Consider the following 21,340-nt stretch of genomic DNA (forward strand, 5'->3'; position numbering starts at 1 on the left):
CCTCGCCGTGCGGTCACGGGCCGACTCGGCCCGTCAGTACCGCTACCGCCACCTCGTGGAGCAGCGCCGTGTCGACGAACGGTGACTTCTCGGTGGGCCGCGAGCACCAGTCCAGCGGCCACGTCCTGCCCTCCAGTGCGGGAATCCCCACGAACGCGTCGCAGCGCATGTCCCGCCCCATCAGCCGCGCCCCGGCCGGCCACCGGTACACGCCCGCGGTGTGAGGCGCCAGCAGGAAACACGTACTCCGCTCCCCGACCCCGGAACGCACGATCGGGCCCGCCCGGAAGCCGGTGAACTGCATCAGTTCGTAAGCCACTTCGTCGCCGGCCGGTCCGACGATGCGCACGGCGTCGAAGTGGACACCGGTGTGCCGGAGCGCATGCCCGGACACGGGGACCCAGCAGGGTGCCGGGTCGAGTGAACTTCTCTGGTCCATGGACGAAGCCTGACGGCGGACACGGACCGTGACCAGCATCACAGGCCGACTGTGCACTCTCGTGTACTCAGGGGCTGGAGTTGCGCACTCCGGTGAACCCGGAAGTGGTAACGGAGATACGGAGACGGCCGCCGCCCCCGCCACGCGCGTGCCCTGCCACGGCAGTGCGGTCCTGCGGTGGACAACGACGACGGCTACTTCGGAGAACAGGTGGCGGAGACGTACGACGAGGCCGACGGGGAGATGTTCCGGCCCGCTGTCGTGGAGGCCGCCGCCGGTTTCCTCGCGGAACTCGCGGCGAGCGCGTCCGTCGCCGGCGCGCGGAGCTCCCCGTGCGGCTCCGGCACCCGGCCGGGCCGGCGACGATTTCAGCGGCCGTCGGTGGCGCGCGCGGCCTGCTCGATCACACGGGTCACCGCGTCCGGGCGGGAGACCGTGACGGCGTGGGACGCCTTGATCTCGGTGGTGTGGGAGTGGGCCCGCCGCGCCATGAACCGCTGTGCGTCGAGCGGGATGTTGAGGTCCTGGCGGGTGATCAGGTTCCAGGAGGGGATGGTCTTCCAGGCGGCTGCGGTGGCTCCCTCCTCCAGGGCGGAGGCGGCTACGGGGCGCTGGGTGGCGGCCATGAGGTCACTGACCCGCGCGGGGACGTCGGCGGCGAACTGGTGGTGGAACGTGTCGGTCTTGATGTAGAGGTCGGTGCCGGTGCCGCCTCCGGCGAGGGGGAAGGAGACGGGGTTCAGGGCGTCTCCGAGCGTGCTGCCGGGGAACTTGTTGGACAGCCCCAGCGCGGTCTCGCCCTTTTCGGGGGCGAAGGCGGCGATGTAGGCGAGGGCCTTCACGTTCGGGTTGCCCGCGGCGGCCTCACTGATCACCGCGCCGCCGTAGGAGTGGCCGGCGAGGACGACGGGGCCCTTGACGCTCTTGAGGAAGCTCTTGAGGTAGTCCGCGTCGCCGGTCAGGCTGCGCAGCGGGTTGGCCGGGGCCACCACGGGATAGCCGTCGTGCCGCAGCCGCTGGATCACGCCGTTCCAGCTGGACGAGTCGGCGAAGGCGCCGTGCACCAGGACGACCGTGGGCTTCCGGGGCGAGGCGTGATGTCCGTCCGTGGCGCCGGCCGGTGAGGTGACGGCGAGGGAGAGCGCTGCGACTCCGGCCAGGGCGCCCGCGACGACGACGTGCTTACGGGTGGGGCGGAAGGCGGTCGAAACGTTCATGAGAACTCCTCGGGTAAGGGCGGATGCCGGGGCCGCCGCCGGAAGTTGACCTGTCCGGTGGCGACACCAGAAACCTAGCGGGCTTTCTCATCGTGCACAAGTTACTTGTGCACGAGATAAATGAAGGCGAGCGTATAGTGCTCCCTAGAGACGTTCGGAAGATGCAGGAATGACCGAAATGCCATGCGTGATGCAGGCGGCCCCCCGATCGGAAGGCGAGACGAGCGATGAGTGACCGGATCCCCGCGCCCGAGCCACACCAGCCCATCCCGCTCCTGGACAAGCACCTGTGCTTCACCCTGTACGCGGCCTCACGCGCCATCACCGGCGTCTACCGGCCCCTGCTCGAACCGCTCGGGCTGACCTATCCGCAGTACCTGGTCATGGTCACCCTCGGCGAACACCGCACCCTGACCGTCAAGGAGCTGGTGGCCCTCCTGCAACTGGACTACGGAACCGTCACACCGCTGATCAAGCGCCTGGAGGCGAACGGCCTGCTCCAGCGGCAACGTCAGGCGGCCGACGAGCGGGTGGTCCACGTCGCGCTCACCGAGGAGGGCCTCGCACTGCACGCACGCCTCTCCAGCATCCCGCCCGCCATCGGGGAGGCCGCGGGACTGACCGCCGAAGAGGTCTCCACCCTTCAGAGCCTGGCGCGCCGGCTGACAGCCAACATCGACGATCACACCGCGGCGGGCAAGAAGGGGGACAGGAGGACGTGAAGCACGCGGCGACGCAACTGTGATCTGCGAGCGGATCGCAGACTCGGGCCGCTGGTTGCCGTGCCGTTCTGACGCGGGTCAGCGATTCCGTGCCGGTGCCAGGCCAGGGGAACAGAAGGCGCCTTCAAGCCTATGTGCACGCCGACCCCGCGTTCGCCGATGCCGTGGCCACGCCCGGGACAGGGCGCGCCAGAAGCTCCCGCCGACCGGCTGACCCGGCTGCCCGTCAGGGCTTTCGGCCCGCCGCTCCTCCGGTGAGTCCCGCGCCCTGCTCCGGTCCGGTCGTGGCGGACCAGCCCGCAAGCAGCTTCAGTCCGGCCTCGGCGGCAGTTCCGGGAGACGCGCTGTAGACGACCACGCTCAGGCCGCTTTCGTCCGGCAGGCTCATGGTCTCCTGATCGAGTTCCAGGTCACCGACGAACGGATGGCTGAGGCTTTTCGTGCTCCTGCGGAAGACGTGCACGTCGTGCGACCCCCACATCACACGGAAGGCGTCGCTGCGGGTGGAAAGTTCACCGATCAGGTTCGTCAGTTCCCGGTCGTGCGGGTTCCTGCCCGCCTCGATACGCAGCGCGCCCACGGCGAAGCGGGCCATGCCCTCCCAGTCGACGTAGAAACGCCTGGCCCCGGGGCTGAGGAACGCGAACCTGGCGACGTTCGCCCCGCAGGTCGGGTCGGCGTACATCTCCGAGTACAGCGCCCGGCCCAGTGCGTTGGCGGCCAGCGTGTCGAGGCGGTTGTTCATCACGCAGGCCGGCAGTTCCGGCATCCCTTCGATGATGCGCACCAAGCTCGGGCGCACAGTCGGCGCAACCTCGCGCTGCCGGGCCCGCGTCCGCGGTGCCGGCCCGGCAGCGCGTGCGAGGTCATGCAGGTACATGCGCTCGGTGTCGTCGAGTCCGAGCGCATGGGCGAGGGCATCCAGCACGCCGTCGGAGACCCCTTTGAGGTTGCCTCGCTCCAAGCGCGTGTAGTACTCCACGCTGACACCGGCAAGCGTCGCCACCTCACCCCTCCGCAGCCCGGGCACCCGCCGCTGACCGTACACCGGCAGACCCGCCTGCTCGGGCGTGATCTTGTCGCGGCGGGAGCGGAGAAAGGCGCTGACTGCTTCCCGGTTGTCCATGGGGACAGGGTAGGCACGCCTCATGGGGTCTGGGGGGTCCTGCCGGTACCTCTTACCGCAAGGGCTCCCCCAGCGCGCCCGTCTCCCGTTGCATGGTGCGTATCCCGGTCCTCCCGGGGCCCGAGCGGAACAGAAACGTACCCGGCGGGCCGACCTTCCGGTACCGAGCTCCACCCGAGAGCTCGAGTACCTGAACAAGATTGAAGGGGCACACAAGATGAGCAAGCAGGGCCGGCAGAGCGAGACGGTGACGAAAAGCCCCTCGGACGTCGTGCGAGGCCTGTACGAGGCGCTGAGCAAGGGTGACATACCGGGCGTCCTGGCCAGGCTCGCCCCTGAGGTGGTCGTCGATGAGCCGGGCCAGCTCCCTTACGGCGGCGTGCACCGGGGGCGCGACGTGTTCGTGCGGTCGGTCCTCGGCGCCATGATGGGCTACGCCGAGGTCGCTGTCACCGGCACCGAGGTGTTCGAGGGCCCGGCGGGCGTGATCGGAACGCTTGCCGGAACGCTCACGGCCCACAGCAGCGGTGAGAAGTACTCGCTCACCATGGTCGAGGTCTACCAGGTCGAGGACGGCACGGTGCGCGAGATCGACGTGTACGTCAAGAACCCCCACGAGCTCGCCGCCTTCTACGCGCGCGCCGAAGCGGGTGCCCGCTGACGACCCCGCGCTTCGGAGCCGGCACCGTCAACTCCACGCCGAACTCTGCCCGCTACGACAAGGCCCCCAAGAGCTACCGAGCCGGACACCACCTCCGCGTCTCCATGATCTGGATCAAGGACCTTGCGAGGCCCCACTCGTTGATCACGCCTCAATACATGCCCTGACGCTCCGGGAACGCCTCTCCGCACGCGCTGCAGAACCTCGGCGCGCGGTCCGCGGACAGCCGGCCGCACTCCGGGCACACCAGGTCGAGCATGCAGGGGGCCTCGCCGCCCTCGTGCGCCGGAGTCCGTACGGCCGGCTTGACGGTGAGCCCGGGGCGGCGGCGGTGCACCGTGAGGTAGGTCAGCCCGTCCGGTCCGGCCTCCAGGGCCCGGCGCGAGGTGCGGGGCAGCCACATCACCGTGGTCGGGACGAGGTCGAGGGCGCGGCCGCCCGTGCGCAGACCGCCGCTCCCCGCGAGGACGACGAGGAGCACGTCGAGAACGTCCTCCTGGTGTTCGCCCACGTGGGTGTCCGGCGGCAGGTGGACGACGTTGGCGTCCAACTCCCGTCCCTGTTCGGCGAGATGCCACAGCGCACCGCGTTCGCCGGGGGCGACGGAAGCGAGGAGTTCGTCCAGGACCGCCAGCACCTTCGGCGTGGCGTTCACGCGGCCACCTCGTCGTACCGCTCACGGGCCTCGTTGACCCGGTCGGAATGCGCCGGGGTGGGGGTCGACATGGTCCTTCTTCCTCCGGTCCTGCCCGCGGGTGACCTGCGGACATCGCAGCGCGTGCTCCCGATGGAGGGTAACTCTCCCTGCGGCCGAGGGGTCATCGCCGTCGCGGTCGCTGGACTCGCGCTCGCCGCGGCCGGGCTGCCGGACGGCGGCGTGCGAGCGGTGGGGGGCCTGGCAGCCGCGGCGACCCTGTGGGCATCCGCGTACCACGTCGCCGTCAGGGGCTGACGGGTACGGCGGCGCGCGAAAGCGCCGACGGCCCCGGCCGACCGGCCCCCGGAGGCACCGGAGCCCCTGGGTAGGGTGGACGCGACACCCATCGTGAACCGGAACCGGGAGCAGACGTGAGCGAGTCGGCGGCCATCGCCCTGCAGCAGGAGATCGCCCTCGAACTCGAGGTCGCGGAGACCTTCGAAGCCGAGAAGGAGATCGAACGCCGTGTGGCGTTCCTCGCCGAGCGACTGGCGTCCACCGGCCTGCGCTCCCTGGTGCTCGGCATCAGCGGCGGGGTCGACTCCACCACCGCCGGCCGGATGTGCCAGCTCGCCGTCGAGCGGGCGCGCGCGGCGGGCCACGACTCGCGGTTCTACGCGATGCGGCTCCCCTACGGCGTCCAGGCCGACGAGCACGACGCCCAGCTCGCGCTCTCCTTCATCCGCGCCGACAAGGTGCTGACCGTCGACATCAAGCCCGCGAGCGACGCCGCGCTCGCCGCCGCGCTCGCCGCCGACGTCAGCTTCCGCGACTCCCACCACGAGGACTTCGTGCTCGGCAACATCAAGGCGCGGCAGCGCATGATCGCCCAGTACGCGGTGGCCGGGGCGCACGACGGCCTGGTCGTCGGCACGGACCACGCCGCCGAGGCGGTCTCCGGCTTCTTCACCAAGTTCGGGGACGGCGCCGCCGACCTGGTCCCGCTGACCGGTCTGACCAAGCGCCGGGTGCGCGCGGTCGCCGAAGCGCTGGGCGCACCCGCCGAGCTCGTCGGGAAGGTGCCGACGGCGGACCTGGAGACGCTCGACCCGGGCAAGGCCGACGAGCACGCCCTCGGCGTCACCTACGACACCATCGACGACTTCCTCGAAGGCAAGCCGGTGGACGTCGAAGCCTTCGACACGATCGTCGGCAGGTACCGCCTCACCGACCACAAGCGCCGGCTGCCCATCGCGCCGTAGGCTCCGGCGCCATGCACCGGAAACCCGACGAGAAGTACCCGCCGGCCGAGCCCCACGACCACGGGATGCTCGACGTGGGTGACGGCAACCTCGTGTACTGGGAGGTCTGCGGCAACCCGGCCGGCAAACCCGCCCTCGTCGTGCACGGCGGCCCGGGCTCGGGGTGCACCGCACGGCCCCGGCAGTACTTCGACCCGGACCTCTACCGTGTCGTGCTCTTCGACCAGCGCAACTGCGGCCGCTCCACCCCGCACGCGAGCGACCCCGCGGCGGACATGCGGCACAACACGACGGCCCACCTGATCGCCGACATGGAACGCCTGCGCACCCGTCTCGGCATCGAGAAGTGGCTGCTGTACGGGGGCTCCTGGGGCTCCACCCTGATCCTCGCGTACGCCGAGGAACACCCGGAGCGGGTCTCCGAGATCGTGATCCCGGCGGTGACGACGACCCGGCGCAGCGAGATCGACTGGCTGTACCGGGGCGCCGGGCAGATCTTCCCCGAGGCCTGGGACCTGTTCCGGGCGGGCGTGCCGGAGGCGGACGGCCCCGGCGGGCTCGTCGCCGCGTACGCACGGCGGATGGAGAGCCCGGACCCCCGGGTGCGGGCCAGGGCCACGGCCGACTGGTGCGCCTGGGAGGACGCGGTGCTCTCCACGGAGACGTACACCGGCCCGCCGCCCTACAGCGGCAGGCCGGAACGCGCCCAGCAGGCGTTCGTCCGGATCTGCGCGCACTACTTCTCGCACGGGGCCTGGCTGGAGGAGGGCCGGCTGATCCGCGACGCGGGCCGCCTGGCCGGCATCCCCGGCGTACTCGTGCACGGCCGATTCGACCTGGGCGGCCCGCTCATCACCGCGTGGGAACTGGCCAGGGCCTGGCCCGACGCGGAGCTGACCGTGATCCCCGACGCGGGCCACCTCGGCGGCGCGGCGACCTCGCGGGCCGTGCTGGCAGCTCTGGACCGGTTCGCCGTGCGCGCGTGAACCCCCCTTGCTTCGAGCCCGCTCGAAGGAGTTGGCTTGGGCTCCATGAAGTACACGCAGCTCGGACGCACCGGACTCAAGGTCAGCCGCCTCGTGCTGGGGACGATGAACTTCGGCCCCCAGACCAACGAGAGCGACAGCCACGCCCTCATGGACGCAGCCTTGGAGGGAGGAGTCAACGTCTTCGACACCGCGAACGTCTACGGCTGGGGCGAGAGCAAGGGCCGCACCGAGGAGATCCTCGGCACCTGGTTCGCGCAGGGCGGCGAGCGCCGCGACAAGGTCGTGCTCGCCACCAAGGTCTACGGCAACATGGGGGCCGACGGCGAGGCATGGCCCAACCACGACAAGCTGTCCGCCCTGAACATCCGCCGGGCCGTCGACGCCAGCCTCAAGCGCCTGCAGACGGATCACATCGACCTGTACCAGTTCCACCACGTCGACAGGTCCACCCCGATCGACGAGATCTGGCAGGCCATCGACGTCCTGATCCAGCAGGGCAAGATCCTGTACGCCGGCTCGTCCAACTTCTCGGGCTACAAGATCGCCCAGGCCAACGAGCGCGCCCGGCAGCGGGGAAGCTACGGCCTGGTCAGCGAGCAGTGCATCTACAACCTGATGCAGCGCGGCGCCGAGATGGAGGTCATCCCGGCCTCCCAGGAGTACGGCCTCGGGGTCATCCCGTGGTCGCCGCTGAACGGCGGGCTGCTCGGCGGCGCGATCCGCAAGGAGCGTGAGGGCGGCGGCGCCCGGTCCACCTCCGGCCGGTCCGCCGAAGCGCTGGCCGACCCGAAGGTGCGGGAGCGGGTCCAGGCGTACGAGGACCTGCTGGAGAAGCACGGCCTGGAGCCAGGCGAGACCGGCCTCGCCTGGCTGCTGACGCGGCCCGGCGTCACCGGACCGATCTCCGGCCCGCGCACACGGGAGCAGCTCGACTCCGCGCTGCGTGCGGTGGAACTGGAGCTGTCCGACGAGGTGCTCTCCGCCCTGGACGAGATCTTCCCGGGGCCGGGCCCGTCGCCGGAGAACTTCGCCTGGTAGGACACGGCAGGCGCGCGGCCGTCCTGGGGGGCTCAGCCCCCCAGGGCGGCCGCCGCGGCGACGAGGACGAACATCAGCACGAGCACGGCCGCCATGATGCGGTTTCTGGTCTTCGGGTCCACGCGAGGAGCCTAGCCGCCCCGCTCACCGCCCCAGTCGCCAGGCCCGCACCACCCACCTCGCAGCGGGGCGCCGGCGGCGGATTCCGGCGGCAGGACCGCGGCGAAGAGTCTCTGGCCGCTCGTGCGGCGAACGTCCTTGCGTCCCGACGTGTCCGGGGGGCCCGGGCCTATCGTTGCACTACGCGGCTGCCCGCGCTGTGCGGCAGCGTGGAGGAGCGCCACGATGACCGTCGTCGACGACAGGATCGAGATGGCCGACACCAGCGACGAGCGCACCCTGGACATGATGTTCGAGTGGCTTGAGCCCACCCCCGAGGGATTCAAGGTCGAGATCGTCGAGGGGAACAGCTTCGCGTGCGACGTCGTGGCGCTGAGCGAGGAGGCCTCGGCAGATGCCAAGGGCCACTGGCGCTACCAGGACATCGAGTTCGTCGCCGAGGTGATCTCCAAGGACACCGCCGCGAACGACTACGGCCCGAAGAAGGCCACGTACGCCACCGCGGGCGTACCCGTGTACCTGATCATCGACCCCTACACGGGGACATGGCACCTCCACACGATTCCCAAGGACGCCGAGTACCGCAGCGTGCTGAGCCTCGACTTCGGCACCCCGGTCGACCTGACCGGCACCCGCGTCGGCCTCGCGCTCCGGACGGACAGGTTCCCCCGCGACTGAAACGAGAACGCCGCCCCCTCCGGCAGGAGGGGGCGGCGTACACGGCCGTGCTCAGGCAGCCGTCGCCAGCTGCTCGCGCGGGACGAACCGTACGTGCGGGCGGCCGGGGCGCAGGTCGACCTTGATGCGCAGGCCGCCGACGCGGGTCAGGGCGAAGCCCACACCGAGGGCGGCCAGCATCGAGATCGCCCCGCCGACCGCCATGCCGGTCCGGGCACCGTAGGTGTCGCTGATCCAGCCGACGATCGGGGCGCCCACCGGAGTACCTCCGGCGAAGACCATCATGTAGAGGCTCATGACGCGGCCCCGCATCTCCGGGTCCGCGGCCATCTGGACGCTCGTGTTGGCGCTGATGTTGGTCGTGAGGCCGATCATGCCGATCGGGACGAGCAGCAGCGAGAACAGCCAGACGGACGGCGACAGCGACGCGGCGATCTCCAGGACACCGAACACGGTGCCCGCGCCCACCAGCATCCGCAGCCGCGAGGAACGGCGGCGGGCGGCGAGCAGTGCTCCGGCCAGCGAGCCGGCCGCCATGAGGATGTTGAAGAACGAGTACATCCCGGCGCCGCCGTGGAAGATGTCGTCCGCGAAGGCCGTCAGGAAGATCGGGAAGTTGAAGCCGAACGTGCCGACGAAGCCGACCAGGACGATCGGCCACACCAGCTCGGGTCTGCCCGACACGTAGCGCAGCCCTTCGCGGAGCTGCCCCTTGGCGCGCTTGACGGTCACGGACGGGTGAAGCTCGCTCGTCCGCATCATCAGCAGCCCGACGAGCGGCGCCGCGAACGAGAGGCCGTTCAGCAGGAAGGCCCAGCCGCTGCCGACCGTGGTGATCAGGACACCCGCGACGGCGGGGCCGATGAGCCGGGCGGACTGGAAGTTCGCCGAGTTCAGACTGACGGCGTTGCGGAGTTGCGCGGGGCCGACCATCTCGGACACGAACGACTGGCGCGCGGGGTTGTCGACGACCGTCACCATGCCGAGGAGGAACGCGATCAGGTACACGTGCCAGACCTGGACGACGCCGGAGAGGGTCAGGGCGGCGAGCGCGAGGCCGCACATGCCGAGCGCCGCCTGGCTGATGAGCAGCAGCCGCCGCTTCGGGAGCCGGTCGGCGATGACGCCTCCGTACAGGCCGAAGAGCAGCATCGGGAGGAATTGGAGGGCCGTGGTGATACCGACGGCGGCGGCGGACCCGGTGAGGCTCAGGACGAGCCAGTCCTGCGTGATGCGGGACATCCAGGTACCGGTGTTGGAGATCACGGCGCCCGTGGCGAACAGGCGGTAGTTGCGTATCTTCAGCGACGAGAAGGTCCCGCCGGTCTTGCTCTCGTGGGTGGACGTCGGTGCGGGGGCGGAGTCTGCTCCGGATCCCGTACTCAAAAGGGTTCGCCTCCTCGGGCGTATACGGCGGTCGGACTGACGGGGATGTGGACGTGGACGCCGCGGGCTGCCGGCCCGGGTGCCACGCCTGGGATCACAGGTGGGCGAGCTTCTCCAGCACGGGCGCGGCGGCCCGCAGCGTCTCCCACTCCTCCTCGTCCAGGCCCTCGGCGAGGTCGGCCAGCCAGGCGTTCCGCTTGGAGCGGCTCTCGGCGAGCATGGCTTCCGCCTGCTCGGTCCGGCTGACCATCTTCTGCCGACGGTCGTCGGGGTGCGGTTCCAGTCTGACCAGGCCCTTGGCTTCCAGCAGCGCGACGATGCGGGTCATCGACGGGGGCTGCACGTGCTCCTTGCGGGCCAGCTCACCGGGGGTGGCGGATCCGCAACGGGCCAGAGTGCCGAGCACCGACATCTCGGTGGGGCTCAGCGACTCGTCGACTCGCTGGTGCTTCAGGCGTCGGCCCAGCAGCATCACGGCGGAGCGAAGGGAGCTCACGGCGGCGGCACTTTCGCCGTCGTGGATCAGGTCAGGCATGTTCATTAGCGTAACTCATTAGCTCTGCTAAATACCAACCGGTGGTACACGCGCGAGAATCTGATCACCCGAACGAGTGAGTATGGGCCGGAAACCGCCCCGGAACGGCCATCCGTGCCGCGACCCTGCTTGGCATGGGATCGACAGTGCTCAGCCTGCGCATAGACGGTGAGCTGCTCGAGCGGCTCCGCCGGCACGCCGCCAGACGCGGCATGACCGTCCAGGACTACGTGGTCAGGACGCTCGTACGCGACGATTTCGACGAACGCTTCCACGCGGCCGTCGACGAGACGGAGAAGTTCTACGGGGCGGACCCCCGTCACCCGGACCCGGCCGACCGGGTCACCTGACGGAGATCCGCCCCGCAGGGGTGGAACGTCCGTACGCGCCTACGCGAGGCCGAGCCCCGGCATCGCGTAGTAGAAGACGAAGACCGCTGACACCACGTACATGGCGGTCGGCACCTCACGCCCCCGGCCCGCCACCAGGCGCATCACGCTGAAGGTGATGCAGCCGATGCCGATGCCGTTGGTGATCGAGTACGTGAACGGCATCATCAGCATCGCGAAGAAGGCCGGGACCGCGAGCGTCATGTCGCTCCAGTCCACGTCCCGCACATTGCCCGCGAGAATCAGGAACCCGACCGCGATCAGGGCCGGAGTGGCCGCCTGCGAGGGAACCATCGTCGCCAGCGGCGTCAGGAACAGCGCCACCGTGAAGAGCAGCCCGCTCACCACGCTCGCCAGCCCGGTGCGGGCTCCTTCGCCGACGCCCGCCGTGGACTCCACGAAGCACGTCGAGGCGGAGGACGAGCTCAGACCGCCCGCCGCGACGGCGACACCGTCGACGAACAGGACCCTGTTGATGCCCGGGAAGTTGCCGTTCCTGTCCATCAGCTTCGCCTCGTCGCCGACACCGAGGATGGTGCCCATCGCGTCGAAGAAGCAGGACAGCAGCACGGTGAAGACGAAGAGGATGCCGGTCACCACCCCGACCTTCCCGAAGCCGCCGAACAGGCTGACGTGGCCGATCAGACCGAAGTCGGGCGACGACACCGGATTCCCGGGCCACTTCGGGACGGTCAGGCCCCAGGCGTCGGCCGGCAGGTCCGCGACGGCCTCGATGACCAGCGCCAACACCGTCATGACGACGATGGAGATCAGGATCGCGCCGGACACCTTGCGCACGATCAGCCCGAGGGTCAGCAGCGTGCCGAGGATGAAGACCAGCACGGGCCAGCCGTGGAGGTGACCGTCATTGCCGAGCTGCAGCGGCACCGTGGTGTGCGCGGCGTCCGGGATGCGGGAGACGAAGCCCGAGTCGACCAGGCCGACCAGCAGCACGAACAGGCCGATGCCCATCGCGATGCCCTTGCGGAGCGACCGCGGCACGGCGTTCATCACACGCTCCCGCAGCCCGGTCGCGACCAGCAGCATCACGACGATGCCGGCCAGCACGACCATGCCCATGGCGTCGGCCCAGCTCATCCGGGGGGCTAGCTGGAGGGCGACGACGGTGTTGACGCCGAGACCGGCGGCGAGCGCGATCGGCACGTTGCCGATGACACCCATCAGGAGCGTGGAGAACGCGGCCGCCAGCACGGTGGCCGTGACGAGCTGGCCACCGTTGAGCTGGTGCCCGTACATGTCCTTCGCGCTGCCGAGGATGATCGGGTTCAGCACGATGATGTACGCCATGGCGAAGAACGTGGCGAAACCGCCACGGATCTCGCGGGCGACCGTCGACCCCCGCTCGGAGATCTTGAAGTAGCGATCGAGGGTGCCGAGCGACTGCTGTGGCCCCTGAGGCTGACCGACCGGAGCGGTGGCCGAGGAAGACATGTATGACCTTCAGTCGTGCATGGGGGGATGAATGCCGTCAAAATTTGGATGTTCACACGAATGAATTGAGTCATCCATTAAGCAGATTCAGTATGAATACATAAGCCAAAGATCGCTATCTCCGCGCGTAGACCCTTGCGCCGACTGGCCCCGTAGCGCCCCCGGCTAGACTGGCCGCATGGAGAAGTGGACACCGAAGCACGAGGCACCCGAGCCCCTGGAGGGTCCCGTCGTCGCCACCATCACCGGCGGCACGATCCTCTGGTTCGTCCTCTTCCTCGTGCAGGTCCCCTTCTACGGATGGTTCGACGACCGCGGGCACGCCTGGTGGATCTGGGTCTGCCTGGCCGGTGCCGGACTGGGCCTGATCGGCATCTGGTACGTCCGGGGACGTGACGCGGCGCTCAAGCGGGCCGCCGCGCAGGCCGGTACCGGCGGGGACACCGCGCAGCACTGACGTCCGGGCGCCGGCCCCTCTGCCTCACCCTTACGGCATACCCCGCGTCATCCCGCAGACCTCGGGACCTCCCTCTCCTCCTCCGGCCTGATCTTCCGGCGCCCGGCGGGTGAATCACGCGTTCCGCCCGTACGGTCGGAATCATGACTCAGCGGGCACTCGACTCCTCCGGCGAGAAACCGGACCCCGTACCGGCCTCCACGGTGGCCGCCCCGGCGGGCGGGCTGACCACGGCGCAGGTGGCCGAACGGGTCGCCCGGGGCGAGGTCAACGACGTGCCCGTCCGCTCGTCCCGGTCCGTCGGCGAGATCGTCCGCGCCAACGTCCTCACCCGGTTCAACCTGATCATCGGGGTGCTCTGGGTGACCATGCTCATCGTCGCGCCCCTCCAGGACAGCCTGTTCGGCTACGTGATCATCGCGAACACGGGCATCGGCATCATCCAGGAATGGCGGGCCAAGAAGACCCTGGACGGCCTCGCGGTGATCGGGGAGGCAAGACCCTCGGTGCGGCGCGACGGGGTCTCCGCCGAGGTCTCCGTCTCCGAGATCGTCCTCGGCGACCTGATCGAACTCGGTCCCGGTGACAAGGCCGTCGTCGACGGCACCGTCGCCGAGGCCGACAGCCTGGAGATCGACGAGTCGCTCCTGACCGGCGAGGCCGACCCCGTGATCAAGCGGCCGGGCGACCCCGTGATGTCCGGCAGCTTCGTCGTCGCGGGCGGCGGGGCGTTCACGGCCACCAAGGTCGGCCGCGAGGCCTACGCCGCCCAGCTCGCCGAGGAGGCGTCCCGCTTCACCCTCGTCCGGTCCGAGCTGCGCAGCGGCATCAGCACGATCCTCAAGTACGTCACGTGGATGATGGTGCCGACGGCGACCGGGCTGATCATCAGCCAGCTGGTCGTCAAGAACGACAACTTCAAGGACTCACTCGCCCGCACGATCGGCGGAATCGTCCCGATCATCCCCGAGGGGCTGGTCCTGCTCACCTCGGTCGCGTTCGCGATCGGTGTCATCAGGCTCGGCCGCAAGCAGTGCCTCGTGCAGGAACTGCCCGCCATCGAGGGCCTGGCCCGGGTCGACGTGGTCTGCCTGGACAAGACCGGCACCCTCACCGAGGGCGGCATGGACGTCACCGAGGTCCGCCCGCTGAACGGCTCCGACGAGGCGTACGTGCACCGCGTCCTGGCCGCGCTCGGGGCCTCCGACCCCCGCCCGAACGCAAGCCTCCAGGCCATCATCGACGCCCACCCGGACGAAGAGGGCTGGGGCGTCACCGAGGCACTGCCGTTCTCCTCGGCCCGCAAGTACAGCGGCGCGGCCTTCGCCGAGGCCGGCGGCGGGGCGTCCGCCTGGCTGCTCGGCGCGCCCGACGTGCTGCTCCCCGCCGACGACCCCGCCCTCACGGAGACCGGCCGCCTCAACGAACAGGGCTTGCGCGTCCTGCTGCTCGCCCGGGCACGGGGCCAGCTGGACGCCCCCGACCCGGCCGCGGGGGCCGTTCCCACGGCGCTCGTCGTCCTGGAGCAGCGGCTGCGGCCGGACGCCGGGAAGACCCTGGCCTACTTCGCGGACCAGAACGTCGACGCCAAGGTCATCTCCGGCGACAACGCCGTCTCGGTGGGCGCGGTCGCCCAGAAGCTGGGGATGCCCGGCGCCGAGCACCCCCTCGACGCCCGCCGGCTGCCCGCCGACCGCGACGCCATGGCCACGGAGATCGAGCGCAACACGGTCTTCGGCCGGGTCACCCCGCAGCAGAAGCGCGACATGGTCGCGGCACTCCAGTCACGCGGGCACACGGTCGCGATGACCGGCGACGGCGTCAACGACGTACTCGCCCTGAAGGACGCCGACATCGGGGTCTCCATGGGCTCGGGCTCCGAGGCGACCCGGGCGGTGGCCCAGATCGTGCTGCTCGACAACAGCTTCGCCACACTCCCCTCGGTCGTGGCGGAGGGCCGCCGGGTCATCGGCAACATCACCCGGGTCGCCACCCTGTTCCTGACGAAGACCGTCTACTCGGTGCTGCTGGCGATCCTGGTGGTCTGCTTCCAGGTGGAGTACCCGTTCCTGCCGCGCCACCTCACGCTGCTCTCGACGCTCACCATCGGAGTCCCGGCGTTCTTCCTGGCGCTCGCCCCCAACAAGGAGCGGGCCCGGCCGCACTTCGTGCGCCGGGTCATGCGGTACGCGATCCCGTCCGGGGTCATCGCGGCGGCGGCCACCTTCGCGACGTATCTGGTGGCCCGGCACATGTACCGCGGGCCGGGGGCTCTGGAGGCGGAGACCAGCGCGGCCACACTCACGCTGTTCCTGGTCTCGATGTGGGTCCTGGCGATCATCGCCCGCCCGTACACCTGGTGGCGGGTCGTCCTCGTCGCCGCGATGGGGCTGTGCTTCCTGATCGTGCTGTCGGTGCCGTGGCTCCAGGACTTCTTCGCCCTGAGACTCGTCGGCATGACCACGCCGTGGACGGCGGTGGTCATCGCGGCGGCAGCGGCGGCCGTCCTCGAAGTGGCCTGGAGGCTGGTCGGCCGCCGCTTCCCCACGTAGATCCGCGAGGGTGTCGCCTTCTTGCTACTTCACGTCGACAAAGTCACCCGCGGCCGTGACGGTCGGGGTGGTGGACGTGCCGGCGAAGCTGTAGCGCCAGTAGCCGTCGACCGATGCCGTGACGGTGGTCTTCAGCTCGCCGGTGCTGCTCGTCTTGATGGTCTTGACGGTGCTGTAGGTGCTGCTGGTCTTCTTGCGGAACTGCAGCTTGACGGACTGACCCGCGTAGCCGTGGTAGGCGAAGTCCTCCCAGTTGGCGCGCGACAGCTTGCCGGTGACCGTGATGGTCTTGCCCTTCTTGACGGGCTCCGGCGAGGCGTTGACGGTGATCCGGGAGACACGCTGGACCCGGGCCGTGGAGTAGAAGTCGGTGTAGGCGACCGCGCTCTGGTCGGCCGCGAGCGCGCCCGCGGAGACGTGCCAGGTGCCGGCCAGGGCGTTCTTGTACAGGTCGTCGCCGGGGTAGGCCGTGATCGTCAGCGTGCAGGTGGCGGTCGTGGCGCTGGCGTTCTTGCAGGACGCCATGTCCTCGTTGGGCATCAGCAGGCCGTCGATGTCGTCGTCGACGTTCGTGCCGTGCCACAGGTCGACGTAGGCGTCGGACACGCCGGACGCGTGCGAGGCGGTGACCGAGACGGTGAACTTCTTCGCGGCCGTCGTGCCGACGGTGATGTCCTTGCCGCCGTTGACGACGACCTTCGAGATGACCGGCAGGGCCGAGGCGGCACGCGCGGACGCGCGGGGGGCCTTCACCGCGTTACCGAACAGCTCGGACACGGTGGGCTTGTGCAGGTTCGGAACGGCAGTGCCGTCCGCCTGTGCCGCCGGGACGGCGAGGGCGGACAAGGCCAGGGCGCCGGAAACCGCGGCGACAGTGGCGCGAATACGCATGTGTTCCCCAGTGGAGAAGGGGGCCCGTGGCCAGTCGTGAGACTGGCGGTCCCCGTGTGGTCTGCGAGTCTGGTGACTCGAAAGACCAGACAGGTTTCGCATGTGAATGGTTGTACGACCGGACGGCTTTTCTGTGAAGATCACATGAATCAGTCGAACCAGCGGTCCCGGGCCAGCTCCTCCGTACGGGACGGGTCCTCCAGCAGCGCGGCCACCTCGAAGCGTCGCGGCCACTGACCGGCCGCCCACGCGAGCCCGGCCGCCACGCCCTCCAGCGTGGCGGCGTGGACCACACCGTCCGGGGTGCGGCGCCAGTCCAGCTCGGCGCCTCCCGCCCGCAGCTCGGAATGCTCGACGTACACCTCAGGGGTCCCGGCGCCGAGCAGGATGCGCACGGAATCGGGCACCCGGTGCTCCTCGCCCTCAGTCGTCACAGCGGCCTCCACGCTCTCCCCGAGCCGCCGCACCTGGAGCATCTCGGCCAGCTCCGCCGCACGCGCCGGGGCGACCGGCAGAAGCGGAAGCCCGCCGCTCAGGGGCAGCAGGTCGGGGGCGTCCGCGATCACCGCGTCCGCCGCGTCGACGACCCGCACCTCGTCGTCGACCACGGCCCGCAACTCGTCCGGCAGCGTGACCTGTTCGGGGTCCATCCCGGCGAGCGCCGTGTAGAGCGAGTGGAGCTGTACGGGGCCCACGGGACGCTCCTCGTCCGCGAGGCGGCTCAGCAGCTCCGCCGCGCCGCCCGGCTCGTCCAGGAGCGCCGCCACCGAGGTCCGGACCCCGAGGGCCCGCAGCACCTGCGCGTCGTCGAAGCCCGTCGCGTCCACGGAGTCGTAGAGGCCCGCCAGACGCGGGTCACCGCCCGCCGCGCGCAGGCCCGCCGGGCGGCGGCCGTCCAGCACCGGGTGGTCGCGCAGCCACCAGGCCGTGTACGGGCGCACCGACTGCGTGGTGCCGTCCGGGAGCAGTACCCGCACCGGCTGGGTCAGCGCGTCGCGCAGCGGGGGTTCGGCGAGCATCGCGAGGGCCTGCGGCCAGGCGTCGTCGTCGACGAGGTCCAGGTCGCGTACGGCGACCAGCTCGGTGGCGACCGGCGGCACCGGGGTGTCCGGGAGCTGGTCCAGGACGTCCTCGCACCACACGTCGACGGCGTCGAGCAGCCCGGCGTCGTCCGGCTCGGCGAAGTCACCGTCACGGGGCTCCAGTTCGTCCGGGTCCAGGACGACGTCCGTCGCGCGCACGAGGGCGAAGGTGGCCAGCACCCCGCAGGCGGTCAGGGGCTGCTCGCCCCAGCGCCCGGCCAGTTCCTCGTCGCACAGGGCGAGTTCACCCTCGCGCATCACCTGGGCGAACGGGCTTCCCGGCAACACGAGTTCGCCGGCCGGCGCGGGCTCGCCGTCCTCGTCGGGCAGGGCGAGGGCGCCCAGCCAGGGCTCGTCACCCGGCGCGAGGCCGGCGTCCCGCACCAGCGTGAGGACGGTCTCGGCCAGCTCGTCGCCGTCCAGCGCGTCCTCGTCCCACACCTCGCCCGCGTCCAGGGAACCCGCGACGGCGGCCCGGACCTGCGGGGTCCCCAGCACCGCGCGGGGCGTGGCGGGCAGGGCGCCCAGCTTCTCCAGCAGCGGATGCGCGGCGTCCGGATGGGCCACCTTGAGCCCGAGCCGGGCCAGCCGGCCGAGCACCGGCCCGGTCGGCGCGTCGGGCAGCGGCAGGAGGACCTGGCGGGGGCCGATGGTGGTGCGCGGCACGTCCTCCGAGCCGGCGAGGGGTACGGGCAGGCCGGTGAGCCGGTCGGGATCGACGCCGCCCAGGCTGTCGTACAACCGCCGCCACCACTCCGGGTCGCGCTCCAGCCCGGCCAGCCGGTCGATGGCCTCGGTCAGCGGAACCCGGGCGACACCGAGCGTGCGCAGCTCCACCCGGCGCTCCAGCCCGGCGGGCAGCAGGCAGGGCAGGACCTCGGCGAGGACCCGCACGGTCTCGGCGCCCACGCCCTCGACCACCTCGGCCTCCACCGGCCGCAGCGCGGTCGTCCCCCGGTGCGGGGCACCGCCGCCGTCCCAGTCGTCCCACTGGGCGGCGGACTCGGACGGGTCGCGGGGTGCGGCGGGTTCCAGGAACGCGACGCGGGGCAGCCGCTCCAGGATGGCGGCGCGCAGCGCGCCGTCGAGCTGCCCCTTGCCGAGCACGCCCGGAGCCAGCGCGATCGTGGCGACGGACACGGGCTCCCACTCGGCGAGCAGCCGTGCGTACGCGTCGGCCGCCCGCTCCACCAGGAAATCGGTCAGCGGGCCGGGCGCGGGGTGCCGGCGGGTGGTGTCGAGCGGCAGCGAGGCGATCAGCAGGGCCGGCACCCCGAGCGGTTCGTCAGTGGGGGTCGGCGCGTGCACGACGGGCGCCGTGCGGGGGTGCTGGGGCGCTCCGTCGTCGTCCACCGGCACCGCCCACGTCACGGACCAGTGGGGCCGCAGCCGTTCCTCGACGGGCCGGTCGGCGAGCAGCGCGGGCTCCAGGGGTCCGCTCGCGGCGACGGTGCGCCAGCGGTGCAGACCGTGCGCGGAGTCGTCGACGTGGACGTACGGGCCGTGTTGCGAGCGGCCCAACGTCCGTACGCCGTCGGAGGTTTCGATGACGACCTCGTCCAGGCCCGGCAGCGTCAGGAGCAGCGCGTCGTCCACCCCGTCGAGCAGCCTGCCCACGAGGTCCTCGGCCACACCGTCGCGGAGCGGGAGGACGACGACGGTGTCGTAACCGTCGGGGGCGCCGCCCTCGGCGGGCAGCGGAAGCCGGAGGAGCGGGACGTGTCCGTCGCGCCGGCGCAACTCGTCGCCGAGGCCCGGGCTGCCGACGGCTGCCTGCCGTGCGAGGTCGCGGGCCTCCGCGAGGGACCAGCGGACACCACCGTGGCGCCCGATGACGGCGGGCTCGTCGCTGACGGCCAGCACGGCGGCGAAGCCGACGCCGAAGCGGCCGACGGCCGACTCGTGGCCCTCGCGCTTGGCCGAGGCCCGCAGCGTGCTCAGCGACTCGACGCCGGTCGCGTCGAGAGGGGCGCCGGTGTTGGCGGCGGCCAGGACGGCGGGGCTGTCCCCGGACGCCGCGTGCAGGGTGAGCCGGAGCCGGCCGGGTGCGCCCGCGCGGGCGGCGGCGTCGGCGGCGTTCTGGGCCAGCTCGACGACGAGCCGGTCGCGGTAGCCGCCGAGGACGAGGTCCTCCTCGGCGTTGGCGTCCTCCCGGAACCGGGCGGGGCCCGAACCCCAGGCGTCGAGCACGCCGCGCCGCAGTCGCGCCGTCCCGAACGGATCGGCCCCCTCGGTCGCATTCATGCCCACGCTCGTACTCCGCTCTTCCGGTGACCCGTGACGCCAAGTGTGCGCCCGAAGGTACCGCGACCGGGAAGACGGTGATCGCCGCCCGCCACGGGAGGCGCCGGCACGGCAGCACGCCGCAGGGCCCGGCGCCTGGCGCCGGACCCCGTGGTGCGCGGGTACGTCAGGAGTGGCCGAGGTCCTCGGTCGTGCCGTCCGGCCGGGCCGGGACCGAGCCGGAGTCCTCCGGAGGCCGCAGCGAGTAGTCGTCCACCCGCATGGTGTCCAGCGCGTGCGGGGCGGGCCTCACCGGCTTCGGCATGAGAGCCGCCTCGGAGTGGCCCCCGCAGCCGTAGGCCAGCGAGACAACGCGGCCGTCCGCCGGTGCGAATTCGTTCGCGCACACGCCGAACGCCTGCCGCAGCGAGCCGGCCATCGGCACGAGGAACGCGCACGTGACGCACGACGCCGGCGCGGCCTGCGCCATCGGTGTCCTCGCGCCGAACTCCTCGTCCCACCGGTCCGCCGCCAGCCCCAGGCCGTACCGGGACAGCACCCGCGCACGCCGGGTACCGAGCTCGTCGGCGACCGAGGCGATCGACCCGCGGCTCGTCCCGGGCCGCGTCGTCAGCTCCGCGTCCTCCACGTCGACCAGGGCGACGAGCTCCTGGGAGACCTCGGAGACGGCGGAGTTCGGCAGGGGCTCGTCCTCGCCGGTCCAGCCCGGTTCGAGACGGGGGTCCTCCGCCTCGGTGGGCAGCAGGTCGCCGGGCCCCATGTCGCCGGGCCTGAGCCGCTCGCTCCAGGGCACCCACTCGGGGGCGAGGAGCGCGTCGGAGCCGGGCAGCAGCACCGTTTCGTCAAGCGTGACGTTCTTGGCGCGGGATGCCCTGGCGACCGTCACCGCCCAGCGCCAGCCCCGGTAACCGGGCTCTTTGGCCTCGAAATAGTGGGTGACGACCCGGTCCCCCTCGGAGACCAGTGCCACATGCTCACCCACCACCCCGGGCGCGGCGGCTTCCTCCGCCGCCGCGCGTGCGAGGTCTACCGCCTCGGCGCACAGACGGTCAGGGGCGGGGGTACGGGCCGTACGGCTTCGCGTCGTCGCAGCACTCACAGGTCTCGCTTCTCTCCATACGCCGTCTCACGAGCGCGCCAGCGACTCCATCGATGTCCGATTTCGGCCATGACGGTTGTGAACGGAGCGGACCTGGGGGCCGCGTCGACGTCCACACCCGTTGTGCCTGCCTCGGGCGCGCCTTCTGCAACCCATTCTGCGGGATCGCGGAGAGGCGCGCGGCCAAGAACAACCGCCGGTGGCGCGTGAGTGCACGCTACCCTCTCCGCCGCCCCGCGCCCACCTGCCCGTCCCAAAACAGGACCGCAACCGTTCAGGACCTGCCTCGGACACGTGCCGGGACCGGTCGGAATCCGTAAGGGACCGGGGCGCATCCCGGCCATTCACCACCCCGGAAGGACTC

20 protein-coding genes are annotated in these 21,340 nt (G+C 71.1%); 10 read left to right on the plus strand and 10 right to left on the minus strand.

Translation table 11 applies throughout. From position 1 onward, the window contains the following. Positions 1–13 precede the first annotated feature (13 nt). Complete coding sequence (locus tag OG206_RS14335) at positions 14–439, minus strand: hypothetical protein (RefSeq protein ID WP_327115985.1); 426 nt, start codon at positions 437–439, stop codon at positions 14–16. Between the two features lie 368 nt (positions 440–807). Continuing rightward, positions 808–1,656, minus strand: coding sequence for an alpha/beta fold hydrolase (locus tag OG206_RS14340; protein ID WP_327115987.1), 849 nt, complete (start codon positions 1,654–1,656; stop codon positions 808–810). Between the two features lie 227 nt (positions 1,657–1,883). On the opposite strand from OG206_RS14340, the gene OG206_RS14345 reads away from it, so the two are divergent. Beyond that, positions 1,884–2,378 carry a MarR family winged helix-turn-helix transcriptional regulator gene (locus tag OG206_RS14345; RefSeq protein ID WP_327115989.1) on the plus strand — a complete coding sequence of 165 codons (495 nt, stop codon included), beginning with the start codon at positions 1,884–1,886 and terminating at the stop codon, positions 2,376–2,378. A gap of 226 nt (positions 2,379–2,604) precedes the next feature. Here OG206_RS14345 and OG206_RS14350 read toward each other — a convergent pair whose 3' ends face one another. Beyond that, on the minus strand, positions 2,605–3,504 hold the full coding sequence (locus OG206_RS14350; RefSeq protein ID WP_327115991.1) for a helix-turn-helix transcriptional regulator: 900 nt from the start codon (positions 3,502–3,504) through the stop codon (positions 2,605–2,607). 217 nt (positions 3,505–3,721) lie between these two features. Between OG206_RS14350 and OG206_RS14355 the strand changes: the two genes are divergently transcribed. Beyond that, entirely contained in the window at positions 3,722–4,165 is a 444-nt protein-coding gene (locus tag OG206_RS14355) for a nuclear transport factor 2 family protein (protein ID WP_327115993.1), read from the plus strand. Positions 4,166–4,316: 151 nt separating this feature from the next. On the opposite strand, the gene OG206_RS14360 is transcribed toward OG206_RS14355, so the two are convergent. Next, positions 4,317–4,820 carry a hypothetical protein gene (locus OG206_RS14360; RefSeq protein WP_327115995.1) on the minus strand — a complete coding sequence of 168 codons (504 nt, stop codon included), beginning with the start codon at positions 4,818–4,820 and terminating at the stop codon, positions 4,317–4,319. Positions 4,821–4,889: 69 nt separating this feature from the next. Here OG206_RS14360 and OG206_RS14365 point away from each other — a divergent pair, with 69 nt between their 5' ends. From OG206_RS14365 to OG206_RS14385, 5 genes are all read left to right on the plus strand, one after another. After that, positions 4,890–5,117, plus strand: coding sequence for a hypothetical protein (locus tag OG206_RS14365; RefSeq protein ID WP_327115997.1), 228 nt, complete (start codon positions 4,890–4,892; stop codon positions 5,115–5,117). Positions 5,118–5,233: 116 nt separating this feature from the next. After that, positions 5,234–6,064, plus strand: coding sequence for an ammonia-dependent NAD(+) synthetase (gene nadE / locus OG206_RS14370; RefSeq protein WP_327115999.1), 831 nt, complete (start codon positions 5,234–5,236; stop codon positions 6,062–6,064). 11 nt (positions 6,065–6,075) lie between these two features. After that, complete coding sequence (gene pip / locus OG206_RS14375; RefSeq protein ID WP_327116001.1) at positions 6,076–7,050, plus strand: prolyl aminopeptidase; 975 nt, start codon at positions 6,076–6,078, stop codon at positions 7,048–7,050. Positions 7,051–7,095: 45 nt separating this feature from the next. After that, positions 7,096–8,091 carry an aldo/keto reductase gene (locus tag OG206_RS14380; protein WP_327116003.1) on the plus strand — a complete coding sequence of 332 codons (996 nt, stop codon included), beginning with the start codon at positions 7,096–7,098 and terminating at the stop codon, positions 8,089–8,091. A 345-nt stretch (positions 8,092–8,436) separates the two neighbouring features. Next, complete coding sequence (locus OG206_RS14385) at positions 8,437–8,889, plus strand: Uma2 family endonuclease (RefSeq protein WP_327116005.1); 453 nt, start codon at positions 8,437–8,439, stop codon at positions 8,887–8,889. 51 nt (positions 8,890–8,940) lie between these two features. Here the strand turns inward: OG206_RS14385 and OG206_RS14390 are convergent, their stop codons facing one another. Next, positions 8,941–10,275: an MFS transporter gene (locus OG206_RS14390; RefSeq protein WP_327116007.1), complete on the minus strand. Its 1,335-nt coding sequence runs from the start codon at positions 10,273–10,275 to the stop codon at positions 8,941–8,943. 94 nt (positions 10,276–10,369) lie between these two features. Further along, the gene (locus tag OG206_RS14395; RefSeq protein WP_327116009.1) at positions 10,370–10,810 is read right to left on the minus strand and encodes a MarR family winged helix-turn-helix transcriptional regulator; all 441 of its coding nucleotides are present in this window, start codon (positions 10,808–10,810) and stop codon (positions 10,370–10,372) included. Between the two features lie 134 nt (positions 10,811–10,944). On the opposite strand from OG206_RS14395, the gene OG206_RS14400 reads away from it, so the two are divergent. Continuing rightward, positions 10,945–11,160: a hypothetical protein gene (locus tag OG206_RS14400; RefSeq protein ID WP_327116011.1), complete on the plus strand. Its 216-nt coding sequence runs from the start codon at positions 10,945–10,947 to the stop codon at positions 11,158–11,160. 39 nt (positions 11,161–11,199) lie between these two features. On the opposite strand, the gene OG206_RS14405 is transcribed toward OG206_RS14400, so the two are convergent. Continuing rightward, positions 11,200–12,651: an NCS2 family permease gene (locus tag OG206_RS14405; protein ID WP_327116013.1), complete on the minus strand. Its 1,452-nt coding sequence runs from the start codon at positions 12,649–12,651 to the stop codon at positions 11,200–11,202. Positions 12,652–12,829: 178 nt separating this feature from the next. Here OG206_RS14405 and OG206_RS14410 point away from each other — a divergent pair, with 178 nt between their 5' ends. Both OG206_RS14410 and OG206_RS14415 read left to right on the plus strand, forming a co-directional pair. Then, on the plus strand, positions 12,830–13,108 hold the full coding sequence (locus tag OG206_RS14410; RefSeq protein WP_327116015.1) for a DUF2530 domain-containing protein: 279 nt from the start codon (positions 12,830–12,832) through the stop codon (positions 13,106–13,108). Positions 13,109–13,251: 143 nt separating this feature from the next. Then, positions 13,252–15,660 carry an HAD-IC family P-type ATPase gene (locus OG206_RS14415; protein WP_327116017.1) on the plus strand — a complete coding sequence of 803 codons (2,409 nt, stop codon included), beginning with the start codon at positions 13,252–13,254 and terminating at the stop codon, positions 15,658–15,660. A gap of 24 nt (positions 15,661–15,684) precedes the next feature. Here the strand turns inward: OG206_RS14415 and OG206_RS14420 are convergent, their stop codons facing one another. The 3 genes from OG206_RS14420 to OG206_RS14430 all read right to left on the minus strand — a co-directional run bounded on the left by OG206_RS14420 (position 15,685) and on the right by OG206_RS14430 (position 20,976). Continuing rightward, complete coding sequence (locus OG206_RS14420; protein ID WP_327116019.1) at positions 15,685–16,551, minus strand: DUF5707 domain-containing protein; 867 nt, start codon at positions 16,549–16,551, stop codon at positions 15,685–15,687. Between the two features lie 149 nt (positions 16,552–16,700). After that, the gene (locus OG206_RS14425) at positions 16,701–19,877 is read right to left on the minus strand and encodes a sacsin N-terminal ATP-binding-like domain-containing protein (RefSeq protein ID WP_327116021.1); all 3,177 of its coding nucleotides are present in this window, start codon (positions 19,875–19,877) and stop codon (positions 16,701–16,703) included. A gap of 166 nt (positions 19,878–20,043) precedes the next feature. Further along, complete coding sequence (locus OG206_RS14430) at positions 20,044–20,976, minus strand: DUF3027 domain-containing protein (RefSeq protein WP_327116023.1); 933 nt, start codon at positions 20,974–20,976, stop codon at positions 20,044–20,046. Positions 20,977–21,340 lie beyond the last annotated feature (364 nt).

Source organism: Streptomyces sp. NBC_01341 (assembly GCF_035946055.1).
Taxonomy (GTDB): Bacteria; Actinomycetota; Actinomycetes; order Streptomycetales; family Streptomycetaceae; genus Streptomyces.